Annotated in this window: 11 protein-coding genes and 1 pseudogene; 4 read left to right on the forward strand and 8 right to left on the reverse strand. The window is 47.0% G+C overall.

The window, feature by feature from the left end:
• Positions 1-6: 6 nt before the first annotated feature.
• The 6 genes and pseudogenes from QL223_RS18570 to QL223_RS18595 all read right to left on the reverse strand — a co-directional run.
• Positions 7-834 carry a LysR family transcriptional regulator gene (locus QL223_RS18570; RefSeq protein WP_160167788.1) on the reverse strand — a complete coding sequence of 276 codons (828 nt, stop codon included), beginning with the start codon at positions 832-834 and terminating at the stop codon, positions 7-9.
• Positions 835-1,201: 367 nt separating this feature from the next.
• The gene (locus QL223_RS18575) at positions 1,202-2,398 is read right to left on the reverse strand and encodes a carbohydrate porin (RefSeq protein WP_002538670.1); all 1,197 of its coding nucleotides are present in this window, start codon (positions 2,396-2,398) and stop codon (positions 1,202-1,204) included.
• A 663-nt stretch (positions 2,399-3,061) separates the two neighbouring features.
• The gene (gene treC / locus QL223_RS18580) at positions 3,062-4,726 is read right to left on the reverse strand and encodes an alpha,alpha-phosphotrehalase (RefSeq protein WP_002538673.1); all 1,665 of its coding nucleotides are present in this window, start codon (positions 4,724-4,726) and stop codon (positions 3,062-3,064) included.
• A gap of 32 nt (positions 4,727-4,758) precedes the next feature.
• Positions 4,759-6,177 (reverse strand): PTS trehalose transporter subunit IIBC, encoded by a 1,419-nt coding sequence (gene treB, locus QL223_RS18585; protein ID WP_281545592.1) that lies wholly within the window; start codon positions 6,175-6,177, stop codon positions 4,759-4,761.
• A gap of 149 nt (positions 6,178-6,326) precedes the next feature.
• On the reverse strand, positions 6,327-7,295 hold the full coding sequence (treR, locus tag QL223_RS18590) for a trehalose operon repressor TreR (protein ID WP_002538676.1): 969 nt from the start codon (positions 7,293-7,295) through the stop codon (positions 6,327-6,329).
• Between the two features lie 244 nt (positions 7,296-7,539).
• Positions 7,540-8,034, reverse strand: a pseudogene (locus QL223_RS18595) (SAM-dependent methyltransferase); the annotation flags it as partial.
• Between the two features lie 530 nt (positions 8,035-8,564).
• Here QL223_RS18595 and QL223_RS18600 point away from each other — a divergent pair.
• Positions 8,565-9,332, forward strand: a complete 768-nt coding sequence (locus QL223_RS18600) for an IclR family transcriptional regulator (protein ID WP_002538680.1) — start codon at positions 8,565-8,567, stop codon at positions 9,330-9,332.
• Between the two features lie 118 nt (positions 9,333-9,450).
• Here QL223_RS18600 and QL223_RS18605 read toward each other — a convergent pair whose 3' ends face one another.
• Entirely contained in the window at positions 9,451-11,064 is a 1,614-nt protein-coding gene (locus QL223_RS18605; RefSeq protein WP_002538683.1) for a choline dehydrogenase, read from the reverse strand.
• Between the two features lie 430 nt (positions 11,065-11,494).
• On the opposite strand from QL223_RS18605, the gene dctP reads away from it, so the two are divergent.
• From dctP to QL223_RS18620, 3 genes are all read left to right on the forward strand, one after another.
• Positions 11,495-12,658, forward strand: coding sequence for a TRAP transporter substrate-binding protein DctP (gene dctP / locus QL223_RS18610; protein ID WP_348651398.1), 1,164 nt, complete (start codon positions 11,495-11,497; stop codon positions 12,656-12,658).
• A 90-nt stretch (positions 12,659-12,748) separates the two neighbouring features.
• Complete coding sequence (locus QL223_RS18615) at positions 12,749-13,276, forward strand: TRAP transporter small permease (protein ID WP_281545593.1); 528 nt, start codon at positions 12,749-12,751, stop codon at positions 13,274-13,276.
• A 9-nt stretch (positions 13,277-13,285) separates the two neighbouring features.
• Positions 13,286-14,575 carry a TRAP transporter large permease gene (locus tag QL223_RS18620; RefSeq protein ID WP_002538689.1) on the forward strand — a complete coding sequence of 430 codons (1,290 nt, stop codon included), beginning with the start codon at positions 13,286-13,288 and terminating at the stop codon, positions 14,573-14,575.
• Positions 14,576-14,682: 107 nt separating this feature from the next.
• On the opposite strand, the gene QL223_RS18625 is transcribed toward QL223_RS18620, so the two are convergent.
• On the reverse strand, positions 14,683-15,444 hold the full coding sequence (locus tag QL223_RS18625; protein ID WP_046303212.1) for an IclR family transcriptional regulator: 762 nt from the start codon (positions 15,442-15,444) through the stop codon (positions 14,683-14,685).
• Between the last annotated feature and the right edge of the window lie 66 nt (positions 15,445-15,510).

A 15,510-nucleotide genomic window follows, 5' to 3' on the forward strand; every position in this document is an offset into this window, starting at 1 on the left:
CGGGTATCAGTGGTTTTCGGTAGAGAATGCCTCGACCAAACACAGTGTCAACATCCGGAGGATCTCCAGCTTCAAATCCCGCATGCGAAGATTGATATATACATTTGGCAGTTTGGGCAGCTGCGCTGAGACCGGGGCCTTGACTAATCCGTCTTGAAGCACGGAAGACAATGAGAAGAAGAGACCCTCATCACCCGCTACATACAACACGGCTTCATCGGTATCTCTTGCTTCGTGCACTCTATCTGTTGAAATACCTGAACGGCGAAGCGTGTTTTCAACCAAGACACTAATCTCGCACTTCTGCCGATAGATGATGGGCAGCGGGCGCTGATAACAACTTTCGCTGTCCTGAGCACATAGCCATACGAGTTTTCGAATAGCTAACACTCTGCCATCAGGTATGGGAAAGGGGTCAATTGAAAGAACAATATCTAACTCTGACTGCTCGAAAGCCGCTTGCAGCTGGCTTGCGTCTGAAGTCACTACGTTTACCTGGTGGTTGCCTGAGCGTTTGAATGCACGAACGGCTCTGGGTATCGAGGGATGAATGATTTCCGCCGGTACCCCCAAGGATAGGATTGTTGGCTTGTTGTTTTCGCGTGTTGCAAATAGAGCTTCGCGATTAGTCTCCAGCAATCGAAGGGAGTGAGGGAGCAACCTTGCGCCAGCCGGTGTCAGGCTAACACCATGAGATGTACGTTGCACCAATTTGGTTCCGACGACTTCCTCCAGTTTTTTGAGTTGCAAAGACGCGGCAGCCTGAGATAACGCCATATATTTTGCAGCTTCAGTGACTGAACCGTACTGAGCAACCGTAACGAAGCATCTCACCCAGCAGAGGTCCAATAAAGGCTGCGAAGCAAATGACGCTTGATTTATCCTTCTCTCCATCTTCCCTGCCCTTACCAATCATACCTATTCGCTCAACGGGTGAGCTAAAAAATGGCTGTACAGAGTTGGTTTCCTTAAACCAACAATTGTCGATTTGAAGTTGAACGGCTCCCAGTAAGGTGGCGCAGCAAAAAGCATTGGAACCGTTCCCAATATAGCGTAGCACAAGTACACGGTAAAACAATTGAGAACGGTTCACAGCCAAGTCGCGGCTAAAAAAACACCAATGACTGGCAGCATTGATGAACAAAGCCTGTCCTGTCTGTCGCAACGGAAAGGCTATTGGCAGTATGAAAACGATGAATGATTAGAACCAGACTTCCATTTGAACACCAGTAACGAATTCAGAGTCGCCTTTACTGCCAAATCTATTGCCATCTCTGTCGGTCATGTAGCTGCCATAGAATCGGATTTCGGGTCTTGCCCAAAAGCTATCACCCATTGACCAGGCCTGAGCGAGTGTGAACTTGCTTCCACCTTGGTCTTGTTTTCCGTCCTCAGTTTTTGAGAAGTAACCAAGTTCAGCAATGGTTCTTTGTGTATCGCTCCATTTGTACATTGGACGCACGACCGCCGAAAACAAATCAGAGTTCCCTTTGCCATTGTTCAGGTCTATGCCACGGTGGTAGGAGAGTTGGTGTCCCATTTCCCACGCTTCGCCAAAACTCACCACACCCCAGTTAATGATTCGAAAGCCACTTGCATCATTTTGCACATCACTCCCGCGCGCGTAGCCTGTTCCCTGGCCAAAATTAGCAAGCTGATCACCATAGCCGGCAGTACCATATTGAAAGGCTGTTTGGTTGAAGCCGTTCTTAAGGTTTTGGTGGATGATCCCAGTGAGGAAAATGCCGTCGTCTGACACTTCATTTCGTTCATCCTGTTCTGTGGCAAAGTTATAAACGCCAATCAATTCGAGTGTCGCGCTGTCCCAAAGCGGGATATCAGCCAGACGTGCGTCAACTAAGTAGCCTGTCGAGTTGTCGGTTTTTCCATCCTGAATGAATGCCAGAGACAGTGATTGATCGCCGACTCGAATATTCTCGATACCGCCACCCGTGCCTGAATTATTGAGGAAGAAGAAATCTGTGATGTGTACGTCTTTACGTTGATAAAAGCGTTTTCCACCCCAAAGTACAGCTTCCGGCGCTGACGCAAACAACCCGGACGCCGTCACGTAAAATTGCGGCACATTGACCGAATCATCACCGTCAGAGACGTCGGTTTCCCAGCTGCTGCGGCCATCATCCCCTTTCGACAACATCGCTGTCAGTTGCCAGTTTTGTGCACCTTCCTGCAGCATTTGAACGAAGCCAAACTCGTAGTAATTGTCGCCCTCATTGCCCAAGCGACCGATAGCATTTTTCGCGAATGACTGGTCACCTACACCATCACCGCTGATTGCGGTACCAGCACGCGCGTAGCCAGTGAATTCTACTGCTGATGCGGACGCACTGGACAAAACACACATAACAGCAAGTGTTAGGGGGGTTACTTTTTTCATGCCTTACTCCTTGTTATTTTCTTTTCACATTTATGCTCGTACAAAGCGATCTAAATGAATATTTTTAAATTTGCTAAAATTGGGGTTGATAGGGTGAAAAGGTGACAAACATCAACAAGGAAATAAAACCGGTCACAAAGTGAATTGGTTTTCATGGTCTAATTTTCTGGGCGGAATTACAATCTTGATATTAGGGTGGTGAATTGTTTGTTAATGTAATTAGTTGCGTGCAATTAGTAGGTGTTTTATATAATAGGCAAGTCAAGACATTCTTGAGGAATTTTTACTTTGTCAGTGATATTTGAATTTTTTATATCACGCATTAATTATTATCATAATGTTCGCCATTATTAGCGATTTATCTCTTTGGTTAATGATCAACAAATCCTTGGGTGTAAATGATGACAACGATTGCTGCGCGAGGGCAGGCGACCAACGTTCGAGAGCGCAAATGAAGCAATCGTAGAAAGTTGCTCTATCATGCTGGCATTTGGGATAAATTCAAGAGGTTACACTTTGTCTCTTAGGAGGCTGTGTTGGCGTGTGATTTTAGAAAATTGAGGAAGGCATCCGGCGGAAAGAACTTATCATGTGGAAAGTAACCGCCGGAAATTTTCGAAGTGAGAGCATTGATTATTTATACAACGATATTTGCCGTCTTTTTTAAAATAATATAGCGACGCTCTCGAATGGTCTCAATGTCAAAGATGATACGCTTTCGATATTTACGAAATCCTTATAGTTTTGAATAAGTACATCCCCGCCACTCAAGCTTATACCGAAATTATCCAGGGTGACATGGTAGGGTCTGAAATTATTGAGTACAACCATTTCGTTTTTATCATTCTTTCTTCGATAACAAAAAATGTCGAGATGGTATGGGAGAAGATCTTCATAATCCCCATCTGTAATGATGCTTATTGACTTTCTTAATCGAATTAAATCCCGATAATGATAAAAAACGGACTTATTATCTTCGATCGACTGTTTTGCATTGATCTCAACTGAGTTACTCGCGCAATTGATCCAAGGCGTGCCAGTTGTGAACCCTGCATTTTTGCTATCATTCCAGTGCATCGGCGTACGCGAATTGTCCCGAGATTTAGCGCTCAGTATCGTTAAGACCTCCTCCTTGGGCAGTCCTTTCGCAATGAGCATATGATAGGCATTGAGGCTTTCAACATCCCTGTAATCGTCGATATTCTGGAAGTTGGGATTGGTCATGCCCAGCTCTTCACCTTGATAAATGTATGGTGTCCCTTGCATAAGGTGGATAGCGGTGGCTAACATCTTCGCGGATTCGACGCGAAACTTCTTATCGCAACCAAAACGACTAACAATTCTGGGTTGGTCATGATTGCACCAAAAAAGCGCGTTCCATCCCTGATTGAAAAGTCCCTGTTGCCAATCACGGAAAATTTTCTTCATTTGAAGGAAATCGAAAGGCTCCAACTGCCATTTTTCGCCACAGGGATAATCTACTTTGAGATGATGGAAGTTGAATACCATCGATAACTCTTTGCCCGACAGGGATGAATACTGTCGACAGTGCTCCAATGAGGTTGATGACATTTCACCGACGGTCACTACACCATATCGCTGGAAGATGGCTTTGTTCATCTCTTGAAGGTATTTGTGAACCTTTGGACCATCGGTGTAAAATCGTCGTCCATCCCCCTCGTTGTCATCAGGGAAATCCTGCTGTTTGGAAATAAGGTTGATGACGTCGAGTCGAAAACCATCTACTCCTTTCTCGGCCCAAAATTGCATGATGTTTTTGATATTTTGGCGTACTGCCGGGTTTTCCCAGTTTAAATCCGCCTGCTCCTTCGCGAATAAATGTAGGTAGTACTGCCCGCTATGGGCATCAAGCTCCCAGGCACTGTCACCAAATTTGGACTGCCAGTTATTGGGGGGCTGCCCATTGACCGGATCGCGCCAAATATAGAAATCACGATAGGGATTGTCTTTTGACTCAAGTGCAGATTGAAACCAGGGGTGAGCCGTCGAGGTGTGGTTGAACACCATGTCCATGATCACGCGAAGACCACGGCTGTGCGCTTGAGCCAGCAGGTCATCAAAGTCATCCATGGTGCCGTATTCTGGTGAAATGGTGTAAAAATCAGATACATCGTAACCATTATCGATTTGTGGTGATTGGTAGATTGGCGTGATCCAAATTGCATCAATACCCAGATAACAGAGGTAATCCAGCTTGCTGATAATTCCTTTGATATCGCCTGAGCCTGAACCTGTAGTGTCGCAAAAGCTCTTTGGGTATATTTGATAAATGGTGGCTGAACGCCACCATTCATTTGTCTTAGACATGGCTTCTCTCTTCGTATTCATTGGGTTCTGCATTAGGCTAATGCCAGTTTCCCAGTTCGTTCCTGTTGCTTGTAAGTCATGATTGTCAGCAACATAGGGACAAAAATGGCTATTAACATGGCGATGCCATATACACTCCAGTACTGACTTTGTATTGATAAGATGGCCGGCAATCCGCCCACGCCAATGCCGTTTGCCATCACACCAGCAAAGCCACATAACGCTGCTGCCATCGACGCCCCAATCATGGCTGACAACATGGGGAAGCCGTATTTAAGGTTGATTCCGTACATGGCGGGCTCTGTGACACCGAGGTAAGCGGAAATGGCCGCCGGGACCGAGATTTCGCGTTCATTTTTTTTCTTACTGATAATGATAATTCCGAGTACCGCCGAGGCTTGTGCCATGTTGGAGAGGGCAACGATAGGCCAAATAGGTGTACCTCCCATTTCCTGCATCAGTTGAAGGTCGACTGCATTGGTTGTGTGGTGGACACCGGTGATCACTAAAGGGGAATAGAGGAATCCAAAGATGGCTGCACCAATAAACGCATAGTCACCCGTCATGGCGGCGCGAGCTAAAAAGGCAACACCACTTCCAATTTCACGGCCGATTGGACCAATGATGCTGTGAGCTAGAATGACAGCAGTGGTCAGGGCAAGAAAAGGCACGACAACGAGATAGAGGTAAGACGGAATAATGCGCTTTAGGTGTGTTTCAATAAACGCGAGGGCCATACCGGCGAAAATAGCGGGTATTACTTGTGCCTGATATCCCACCTGTTCAATAGCGAAGGCGCCAAAATCCCAGACTTCAGGGGCTTGTGTGCCAATGAGGTAGGCGTTCATCAGTTGTGGAGAAACCAAGGTTACTCCTAAGACAATTCCTAATATGGGTGTGCCACCCAGCTTGTTGACGGTGGACCAACATATTCCGACAGGCAGGAAGAAGAACACGGCTTCACCAATCAACCATAAAAAGCTGTGTGAGGTTGCCCAGAACTCGCTGGTTTCGATGAGTGTTTTCCCTCCGAACATTTCCACATCGCCGATGACATTGCGAAAACCGAGGATCAGTCCCCCCGTGATAATAGCGGGCAGAAGGGGAACAAAAATTTCTGCGAGGTGTGATATGGCACGCTCCAACACATTCATGTTCTGTCGGGCTGCTTTCTTTGCTGCTTCCTTTGATTCACCTTTGATGCCAGCTTGTTGCTCCAGTAGCTTGAATGCTTGATCGACGTCCGTGCCGATTACGACCTGAAACTGCCCGGCATTGGTGAAACAGCCTTTCACCATTGGCAATTTCTCTATTGCTTTGGCATCAGCCTTCTCCGTCTGATTTAGCACGAACCTAAGCCTCGTCAAGCAATGACTCACTGTTGCTATGTTCTCTCTTCCGCCGACTAAACGGATAAGGTCGTCAACCCCTTTTGCCGTAATGCTACTCATAGTCTTAATCCCTGCATGTTGATATTCATGGTTAGCTTTTGGAACCGTTCCCAAAAATATATCAGGCTTTGCTCAGGATGCCGTGGGAACATTCCCAAAACAGGATTTAGCTCACAAAGCAGTCGATCGGGATAAATGGGGAACAGCGCTTAGTCGTTGTCGGTCAGCAAGAGTCTACTGGGCTGTAAAAAATGGTAAGAGTTTGCTTTCTTTGGGTTTTCGAGTTGAGTGAGAAGCTGTTTCGCTGCCGCCTCGCCCGCTTGTCGGTAACCTAAGTCCACACTAATAGATTGTGGAAATACAAACCGAAGCAGTTGGTGGTTACCAATGCCGCCGAGACGAATGTCTGAACGGCCAATATCCTGTAATCGTTTACCCACGGCGAGCGCCAATGTGTCAGACGCGCAGACAACGGCTTGGGTTTCTCTTCGAATTAGCGCGTCGGTGTTCTGATAACCACTGTCCAGTGTCACCTCAGCGGTATTCCATACGGGGTCAAGCCCGTGTGAGTGGCAAAAACAGAGGTAGCTGTCGAGTCGCGCTTTACCCGTTGTTAAGTCTTTAGGGCTGACCCCCAGGTAGCTGATGTACCTCAAGCCTTCGTCATAAAAATGAGTCATCAATTGTTCGACAGCGCCACGGTTGTCATAGCTGACAGAGCTGAAGCGATCGGTATCTACCGCCATTACTACACATCTTTCTTCAAAAGGAGAGAGCTGGTCGACATCAAAATCCGAGAAGCCAAACATGATAATACCATCAGCATTCCGGCGTTTGAGTACCTCGATATGCTCTGCGGTGAGGGCTGCATCGAACTGGCTTTCCATGATGGCAGCATCATAACCCTGCGCATAGAGCGTTGAAAGAATACCGCTTACCGCTGCGTTTTCGGCACTGGAATCGAGTTTAGCGACAATAACTCCAATCAGGCGGGAACGACCTGCCCGCATGGATTGTGCTGACTTGGAGGGAGAAAAACCATGTTGAGCAATAACGGACTGAACGAGATCACGTGTCTCATCTTTAACGCGAGAATCGTTGTTCAACACACGGGAAACCGTCGACTTACCAACGCCAGCCAGTTTTGCGATATCCAATATGGTGAGCTTTTTTGTCATCGATGACTCAATCAGAGGGCTAAAAAAGGCATTTTGCTGGTAAACACGACAAAATCAAGCCCAAGCCTTGTTGGATGTGAGATTGCAACCAGCTATGAGGCATTTTTGATACCAGTGATATGAGTGATGGGACTGATAAGTGAAAGAGCGGTTTCTATTCACTCCTCTTTAAGTCAACCCGTGCTTCGAGGCGTTGAGTATGTTATTAGAGGAGTGATGTACAATAGAAATAGAGCAGCACAGCCTAGCGTTTCACACAAACGAAAATAGCGTTACCTGACGCGTTACCCCACATCTCCAGCTTTTCGTAGTCGTGCTCGAATACCGTCACTTCAAAGTAAGGCGCTAACAGCTCAGTGAGTTCTTGGAAGGTTATCGCGACCATTGGGTGCTCGTCGTGCCATTCTTCGGTGACTTTGTCTGTGGTCTTTTCAATGCTGAGCTTGAGCGCTTGCTTGTCGCCCTCACCGCCGTAGAACCAGCCCGATTTGAAAGCAAACTCACTGCCTTCATGCTGAACAATATGACGCACGAAGGAGCCGTTGTTGATCAGATTTTTCGCGACCGCGTTGAAGCAGAACACACCACCATCTACCATTGCAGCGTGCGCGCTTTCAATACATGCGCGCAGGTTTTCAATACTGCCGCTGTAATGGATGGAGTAGAGGAAACAAGTGATGAGGTCGTACGGTTGGTCAACCACGAAGTTACACATGTTCTGCAGCGAAAAAGCCGCTTCTGTCCAAAAACCATTCAGCGCAGCCATTGGCTGCGCTGGTGGTTTTATCAATTGGTCGGGTAGTGGGTGACAGGATGCCGCTTGAAAAATTCGGGATTCAATGGCTTCGCAGTCGCTTAGAGCGACTAACTAAATACATCGTTTATTCAAGCGATACGAATAGAAATCCAACCAACGAAGAATTTGTTATTGCCTCACAAGCTGCTGGGTTTTCTAACTAATCCACAATAGCTGAATTGAGTACGAAAAGCCGCTGATGAGAGTCAGCGGCTTTTTTTCAAAACTAACCTCAGAAAATCATACAAACTATTCGTGGCGTTGAGGCCAACGGTTAAATCGCCAAATACGGGCTTTCTCTCCCAATGCTGTATCTCCCGTCCAACATTGAAATTGAGTGGGTATTCAGGACTCAATGTCTCAATTATTAGCGTTGTGTTGGCGATTTTTGTGTCCAATTAATAAAATCAAGATAGTTTTATATTTCATTTCTCGCGTTCCTAAAAAGAACAAACAACAAACGGAGGGGCAGAATGAAGGAAACACAATCAACGCTTATTCGTGGCTTTCATATCCTTGAAAAAATTGTGAAGGCTGAAAAGCCACTTTCCAGTGTCTATCTTGCTGAAGAGTTAGATCTACCAAAACAAACCGTTCATCGTATCGCGCAACAACTGGAAGAGGATGGATTGTTGCAGCGTGAACCTGATGGAAAGCGTTTCACCGCTGGCACTCGTTTGTTAGATTTGGCCAGAGCCACTCTTAAAAATTCTTCTATCAATGCACATCGCTATACCATTCTGAAAGAGCTCTCTGACGAGATAGGTGAAACCTGTAACTTGACGATTTTGGATGGCTATGAAATTCTCTATCTGGAACGTGTTGAGACTAACTGGCCATATCGCATTCATTTGCCTGTCGGTGCGCATTACCCACTGCATTGCACAGCATCGGGTAAGCTGTTCCTCGCAGATATGAAGGCTGCAACGCGCAAACGACTGTTAAAAAGCATGAACCTGACTCGCGAGACGTCGCAAACCATCACGGATCTCACTCAGTTGGAAGCGCATTTGGCGAAGATAGCCGAAGATGGCGTGGGTGTGGATTCTGGTGAGTTTCTTGATGATATGGTGGCAATCGCGGTTCCCGTGATCAACAACGATAACCGCGTCGCTTTTACTGTCGCCGTTCATGCACCTTCTGCGCGTAAAACGACAGAAGAGTTAAGACAGTATTTGCCGCTACTTCGCCGTGCTGCCCAGCGTCTAGCTGTCGCGGAATTTGGTATAACTGACGATTGAGTAAAACTCGCTAATTTAGAGTCTGGTGAGCGAAAAGGGTAAACTGAAACCAAATAGCCAGCAGACTCTCCCCATTCTTGATGGCGAACACTTTCTTCGGCGCAGTCTGAACAGCCCGTTACTGCGCGAAACCATGGTCTTCCAGAATCATGTCAGAGGCCTTTTCTGCAATCATGATAGTGGGTGCATTTGTGTTACCTGATGCTATTTCCGGCATGATTGAAGCATCTACAACACGTAAGTTCTTAACGCCATAAACCTGCAATCTTGGGTTTACCACAGCCATCTCATCAACCCCCATTTTGCAGGTACTGGTTGGGTGATAAATGGTTTGGCTGTATTCTCTGGCTGCTGCCAACAACTCTTCATCTGATTGGAATTTTTCACCTGGCACATATTCGCTTAGCACATGCTCTGAAAGCGGAGGCGTACTCGCTATCTTTCTAGCAACTTTAATGGCATTGATAATCACAGTCTGGTCGCGCTCATCAGACAGATAGCAGGGCTGAATGGCTGGATGTTTTAGAGGATCTGTCGACGTGATTTTTACACTCCCGCGGCTATAAGGTCGAAGTTGACACACTGACGCAGTAAACGCTGAAAAGGGGTGTACGCCATCCCCGGGTTTGTCGGCGCTAAGCGGTTGCATGTGAAACTGAATGTCTGGACGCGATAAGCTTGGGTCGGACTGTGTGAAAATGGTGACTTGGCTTGCTGCCAGAGTGAGTGGACCTGTTCGGTTAAAGAGGTATTGCAGCGCCACCATCACTCGTTTCGTCAGACTATTCAATTCGTCATTGAGTGTGCGCTCACTGGTTTTAAAGACCAATCTCACCTGAAGATGGTCTTGCAGATTTTCACCCACACCAGGCAAGTCTTGAACAATCGCAATGCCCAGAGCGTTAAGCAGAGAAGCTGGACCGATTCCTGAAAGTTGAAGTAACTGTGGCGAGCCAATGGCACCGGCGCTCAGAATGACTTCCCGACTCGCCATAATTTGCTTTTTAGCACCCTCTTTGAGTACTTCAACGCCGGTGGCAGTTTTGTTCTCAAAGAGCACTTTTGATACATGGTGATTGGTGAGAATATTCAGGTTTTCTCTATGCTTAGCGGGGCGCAAGAAGGATTTTGCTGTACTCCAGCGGAAGCCTTTATATGCGGTTTGTTGGAAGTAACCGACACCCTCTTGGACTTCGCCATTGCAGTCAGGGTTATAAGGTATACCCAGCGCGGTCGCGGCGTTGATGAAGTGATCGGCAATCGGGCGGCGTAAGCGCAAATCGCTGACTTTCTGTGGGCCATTTACACCGTGATACTCGTCGGAACCGCGTTCCTGATCTTCTGACTTTTTGAAGTAGGGAAGCACCTCCTGATACGACCACCCCTGGTTTCCGAGCGCTGCCCAATGATCATAATCTTCCGCTTGTCCGCGAACATACAACAGCCCATTCAGAGCACTGGAGCCTCCTAACACTTTTCCTCTTGGCCACTGCAATTGGCGAGAATTGATACCCGGATCAGGTTCTGTGAGATAGCACCAATCTGTTTTTGGGTTGTGCATGGTCTTGAAATACCCCACCGGTATATGCAACCAGGGATTGTTATCCTTCCCTCCAGCTTCTATCAAAAGGACCCGGACCGATGGGTTTTTAGACAGACGATTGGCAAGAACACACCCGGCAGATCCAGCTCCAACAACAATAAAATCGTAATGATTTGAAGATAATCCCATCTTTTCCCTTCTCCCTGTTCACGAGTAACTGTCATGTATTCAAGGCGAGATGCTCCCGATCCAGCGCGAAATCGAAAATTCTCAAACATTAAAATATGAGACTAGTTATCTCGATTTTTATAGTCAAGGCTTGAATTTTGATTTTTCTATGCCATAAATGGAATGTTCCGGTTCATTTTTTAACCATTCTTTAACATGGGGTGGTTGAAGCGTTACCAAAAACACGGAGCAAAAATTTTCCACTGAACGTTGGATTGCTTGAATTTCAGAGCGTGATGATTGAACGCAGAAGGCTCTGTTTGAGAACGCAAATGTGGGCATGCCAGCGTAAACGTTTGAGCGACAGCCAACACAAAGGAGTGCGAGCATGAGCAAAAATCGGGAAAAACTCACGCGGCGAGATTTTATGAAGGTGTCAGCCCATTTTGGGATGACCTCCACCCTTATCGCAGCAGGTACTTTGGGAGCAGGTGCCACGGTATCTTCACTGGCACGAGCAGCCGAAAATACCCAAAAGGAACGCTATTCTGCGCCACCTAAATTTCAACTTAAATTTGGTGCATCCGGGTTTAATGAGAAGAACCTCGATATTCAAAAGTCGGCGCAGCTTTTCTTTGCAAGAGATCTGGAGGAGCGGACAAACGGCGCAATTCGCGTTGAGTTCATTGGCAGTAATCAGATATGCGGGCAAACCAATTGTGTGAAGAAAACACAGCAGGGCATCATCGATATGTATTCTGCTTCAACCCAGAACTCAGCGGGTGGTGCGCCGTATCTCAATGTATTGGATTACGCCTACATGTTCCCTTCCCGCGCATCTCAGTTTCATTTTTTCTACAGCAAGAAAAGCGAGCCCCTGTTTAGAGAGCCGTTGCGTCAGCGTCATAAAATGCAATTCCTGTTTACCCATTGCGAGCTGCGAGGTATCCAGCTTGGCTTGAAATGGAAAGACAAGCCTCTCGTCACGTCGATCGACCAGTTAGCGGGCACGAAAAACCGTGTAACGGGTACGCAATTGGGGCGTATCGCCATGCAGTTGATGAACCTCAACCCAGTACCGATTGCTTGGGAAGAAACCCTGGATGGTCTGAAACAAGGGCTTATCGATGGGGCAGAAACTTGGATGGGGGCGGTGGCTTATGCGGGTATGGCACCGGTGGTGTCGCAGTGTGTTGACCTCAAGTTTTTCTCCGGTACAGAGCACACCGCAATGAGTCTACCGGTGTTTGATAAGTTGGGCTCTGATCTTCAGGATGATGTCATGGAATCAGCGTATGTCGCTCAGATTTTCACACAGGGCATGAATGAGGCGGCACTGACTGACGTCATCGGTGCAACGAACCCGCCACGTGCGGGCACCATCTTCGCTGAAAACAATACCCGAGTTGCCACTTTGTCTGATGCTGAACTTCGTAAAGCGGAAGAAATGTGTTCGCCAGAGTTCAATCCAGAACCTTGGGAACAGTGGCGTGACCGTTTGAATAAGTGGTCCGGGGGACACGATACCTACCAAGAAATCTACGATATTGCGCGAGAAATTCCGCGCGACACTTCCGCTGTTAATGTGCCGCCACAACGCTGGTGGATGAGCTAAATAGGGTCGCACAGTGTCTGCTTGCTGATGTGAAACCACATCCGCAAACAGGCCTGTGCGTGTCTTTACTTCAAACTCTGTGAGGTCAGCATGAAACCGCTACAAACCTTGCTCAAATGGTTAGATGAAAACTCGGAAAAGGTCATCATCTTGATCACCTACTCAAGTATGGCTGGGATAATTTTTGTAGAGGTTGTTCGGCGGTTTCTGTTCAACCAACAAGTGCCCTGGAGCACGACAGTGCCTGTACTGCTTTTCTTGTGGGTGACGTGGTTTGGTGCTTCATACAACATCAAAAAACGTACGCATCTAGCCTTAACCGAAATTCGTTCGCGACTCTCCTACAAACATCAATTTTACTGCTTGGTTCTGGATGCGGTGCTCTGGATTGCCTTCGCCATCATCGTGATCTATCACGCAACGAGTCAAACCTACATTGCTTATGACAATTTCGCCATTGTGGGTGGAACGGATGATGTCATGGAATGGTGGTTTTACCTAGCAACGCCGCTTGCCTGGGGGCTGATCGTCATTCGTGTGCTGCAGAATCTCGCTCAAGACATTAAGCAATATCAGCGTAAAGAGCCTTTCGTGCTCCAAGCATCACTACTGGATTAGGAGCAGGATATGGAAGACGGCACTCTCATTACGCTGATTTCTCTCGGTGTCACACTGCTATTTATCATCGGCGTTCCAATTTTTCTTGTGATTGGTTTTTGGGTTGTAGGATGTAGCCTCGTTATCGATTTTACCCTTGCCAACATTGGCGTGACATTATTTGAAGGTTTGAACTTCTTTGGCTTACTGGCCTTGCCACTCTTCATCATGACAGGAGACTTAATCAATGCTGCCGGCATCGCCAAACGTATGTCTGATTTTGCCTATTCCATTTTAGGATGGGTGAGAGGGGGCTTGGGAATGGCCACCATTGGTGCGTGCGGAATGTTCGCCGCTATTTCCGGTTCCAATGCAGGGACGACTGCGACCATCGGTTCCATCATGCAGCCAGAGATGGCGAAGAATAACTATGATGAACGTTTTGCTGCTGCCACCGCTGCGGCGGGCGGCACAGTGGGTATCATTATTCCGCCAAGCATCATTTTCATTGTTTATGGCTTCCTGCTCGATCTTTCGATCAGCGACTTGTTCGTTGGTGGAATGTTACCTGGCTTACTCATGGTTATTGCAATGCAGTTGGCGTGCTACATCGTCTGTAAGAAGAATGGATGGGGTAACCTAATCAAGTTTGAGCCCAAGCGTATCTTTCAAACCGGTTTAAAAGCCTACCTCGGCTTAATTGCCATCGGAATAGTGATATACGGCATCTATTCCGGAGCCTTTTCTCCAACGGAAGCAGCCGGTGTCACGGTGGGTTTCTGTTTGATAGCGGGTGTGCTGATCACGCGACAAATCAAACTGCGCGAGTTGCCGAACATCTTACTGCGTTCAGGGCAAATCACGGGCATGCTGGCACCACTGATCGCGATATCCGTTGTGATGCAACAGTTGCTTTCCCTATTGGGTGCTGGTGAAGTGGTGCGTGGATGGATGTCTGCCATTGGTGACCCAACGTTTGTTTTGATTGCCTGCATGATGTTGGTGTTGTTGGCCGGAACGGTGTTAGAAAGCCTGCCCAATACCATCATTCTTGCCCCTATTCTGGCGCCAATTGCTTACAGCGTGGGGGTGGATCCGATTCATTTCGCCGTGATCTTCTTGGTTGGTGATGCCATTGGGTTTATCACGCCACCTTATGGGTTGAACTTGTATGTTGCCAGCGGGATCACGGGAATACCGTATTTCACCATTGTGAAATACGTAATGCCGTATCTGTTTGCACTGATGGTGGCATGGATGATCATCGCTTTCTGGCCGCCGCTTTCGACCTATCTTGTGCAGTTTTCAGCTGTGGGTTAGGGAGCCCGACCTTAAAATCTATTGCTGTTCTGACAAATAACAACGGCGCTGTTATATAGCGCCGTTTTCACTTTTTACTGTTAATGGGGGCATTTATTCTCAATACGCTATCTTGAGGGAACCCTGATAAATGAAGCTACCTCCTGGATCTTAGGGAAAACCTCTTTGATTAAGCGATTTTCATCCCATTCGCTCGTTTTAAATATGGCGACAATGCAGGCTATTATTTCCTTGTCGTAATTCAGAATGGGTACAGAAATATTTATCTTTCCATGGCTTATCTCTTGATTGGTTATGCAATATCCATTTTGCTTAAACTTCTGCACTTCATTCTTAATGTCTTCTTCATTTGTCATCGTCAGCGGCGTGAATGGTCTTTTGATTTCCTTCTCCAAGATAGAGTCGACCTTATTATCATCAAAAGTGGAAAGGAAAATTCTGCCTGAACTTGTACAGTAAATGGGGACAGTAAAGCCAGGATAATCGTTGGGATAGGCTTCGGTGATGCTTTGTAACGGAATGAGATAAACCACTTTTTCTTGATGGTAGACACTGACGCCAACGCGCGCATCCAGGTTCTGACGCAGATTGACAATGTGTGGGTTGATGGCGCTCACCAGATTGTTCTGACTAAGGTAACTACTTGCTGGAAGTAGCATTTTTAAGGAGAGCTCATATCGCTTTGAGGTTGGATTTTTCGTCAGGTATCCCAGCTCCTCAAGGGTATAAACATATCGTTGGACTGCGCTTTTCCCCATCCCCGTGACTTGAACAAGTTCGGTCAAACTCATGCTTTGCGTGGTCACATCAAAAGCTTCAATGATTTCAAAGGCTTTCTTAACTGAGCCAACAAATAAGCGATTCTCCATCCTCTAAATCCTCAGAAATAAGACATTAGAACGCAAGATCTGGTTTGCGATCGTAACCTGATCGTT

The sequence above is a fragment of the Grimontia sp. SpTr1 genome, assembly GCF_947387585.1.
Taxonomy (GTDB): Bacteria; Pseudomonadota; Gammaproteobacteria; order Enterobacterales; family Vibrionaceae; genus Enterovibrio; species Enterovibrio indicus.

What these genes read in the sequence shown, in the direction of transcription:
- QL223_RS18575 (WP_002538670.1), bottom strand. Translation starts at nt 2,398, where the DNA reads ATGAAAAAAGTAACCCCCCTAACACTTGCTGTTATGTGTGTTTTGTCC.
- treC (WP_002538673.1), bottom strand. Translation starts at nt 4,726, where the DNA reads ATGTCTAAGACAAATGAATGGTGGCGTTCAGCCACCATTTATCAAATA.
- treB (WP_281545592.1), bottom strand. Translation starts at nt 6,177, where the DNA reads ATGAGTAGCATTACGGCAAAAGGGGTTGACGACCTTATCCGTTTAGTC.
- treR (WP_002538676.1), bottom strand. Translation starts at nt 7,295, where the DNA reads ATGACAAAAAAGCTCACCATATTGGATATCGCAAAACTGGCTGGCGTT.
- QL223_RS18600 (WP_002538680.1), top strand. Translation starts at nt 8,565, where the DNA reads ATGAAGGAAACACAATCAACGCTTATTCGTGGCTTTCATATCCTTGAA.
- QL223_RS18605 (WP_002538683.1), bottom strand. Translation starts at nt 11,064, where the DNA reads ATGGGATTATCTTCAAATCATTACGATTTTATTGTTGTTGGAGCTGGA.
- dctP (WP_348651398.1), top strand. Translation starts at nt 11,495, where the DNA reads ATGACCTCCACCCTTATCGCAGCAGGTACTTTGGGAGCAGGTGCCACG.
- QL223_RS18615 (WP_281545593.1), top strand. Translation starts at nt 12,749, where the DNA reads ATGAAACCGCTACAAACCTTGCTCAAATGGTTAGATGAAAACTCGGAA.
- QL223_RS18620 (WP_002538689.1), top strand. Translation starts at nt 13,286, where the DNA reads ATGGAAGACGGCACTCTCATTACGCTGATTTCTCTCGGTGTCACACTG.
- QL223_RS18625 (WP_046303212.1), bottom strand. Translation starts at nt 15,444, where the DNA reads ATGGAGAATCGCTTATTTGTTGGCTCAGTTAAGAAAGCCTTTGAAATC.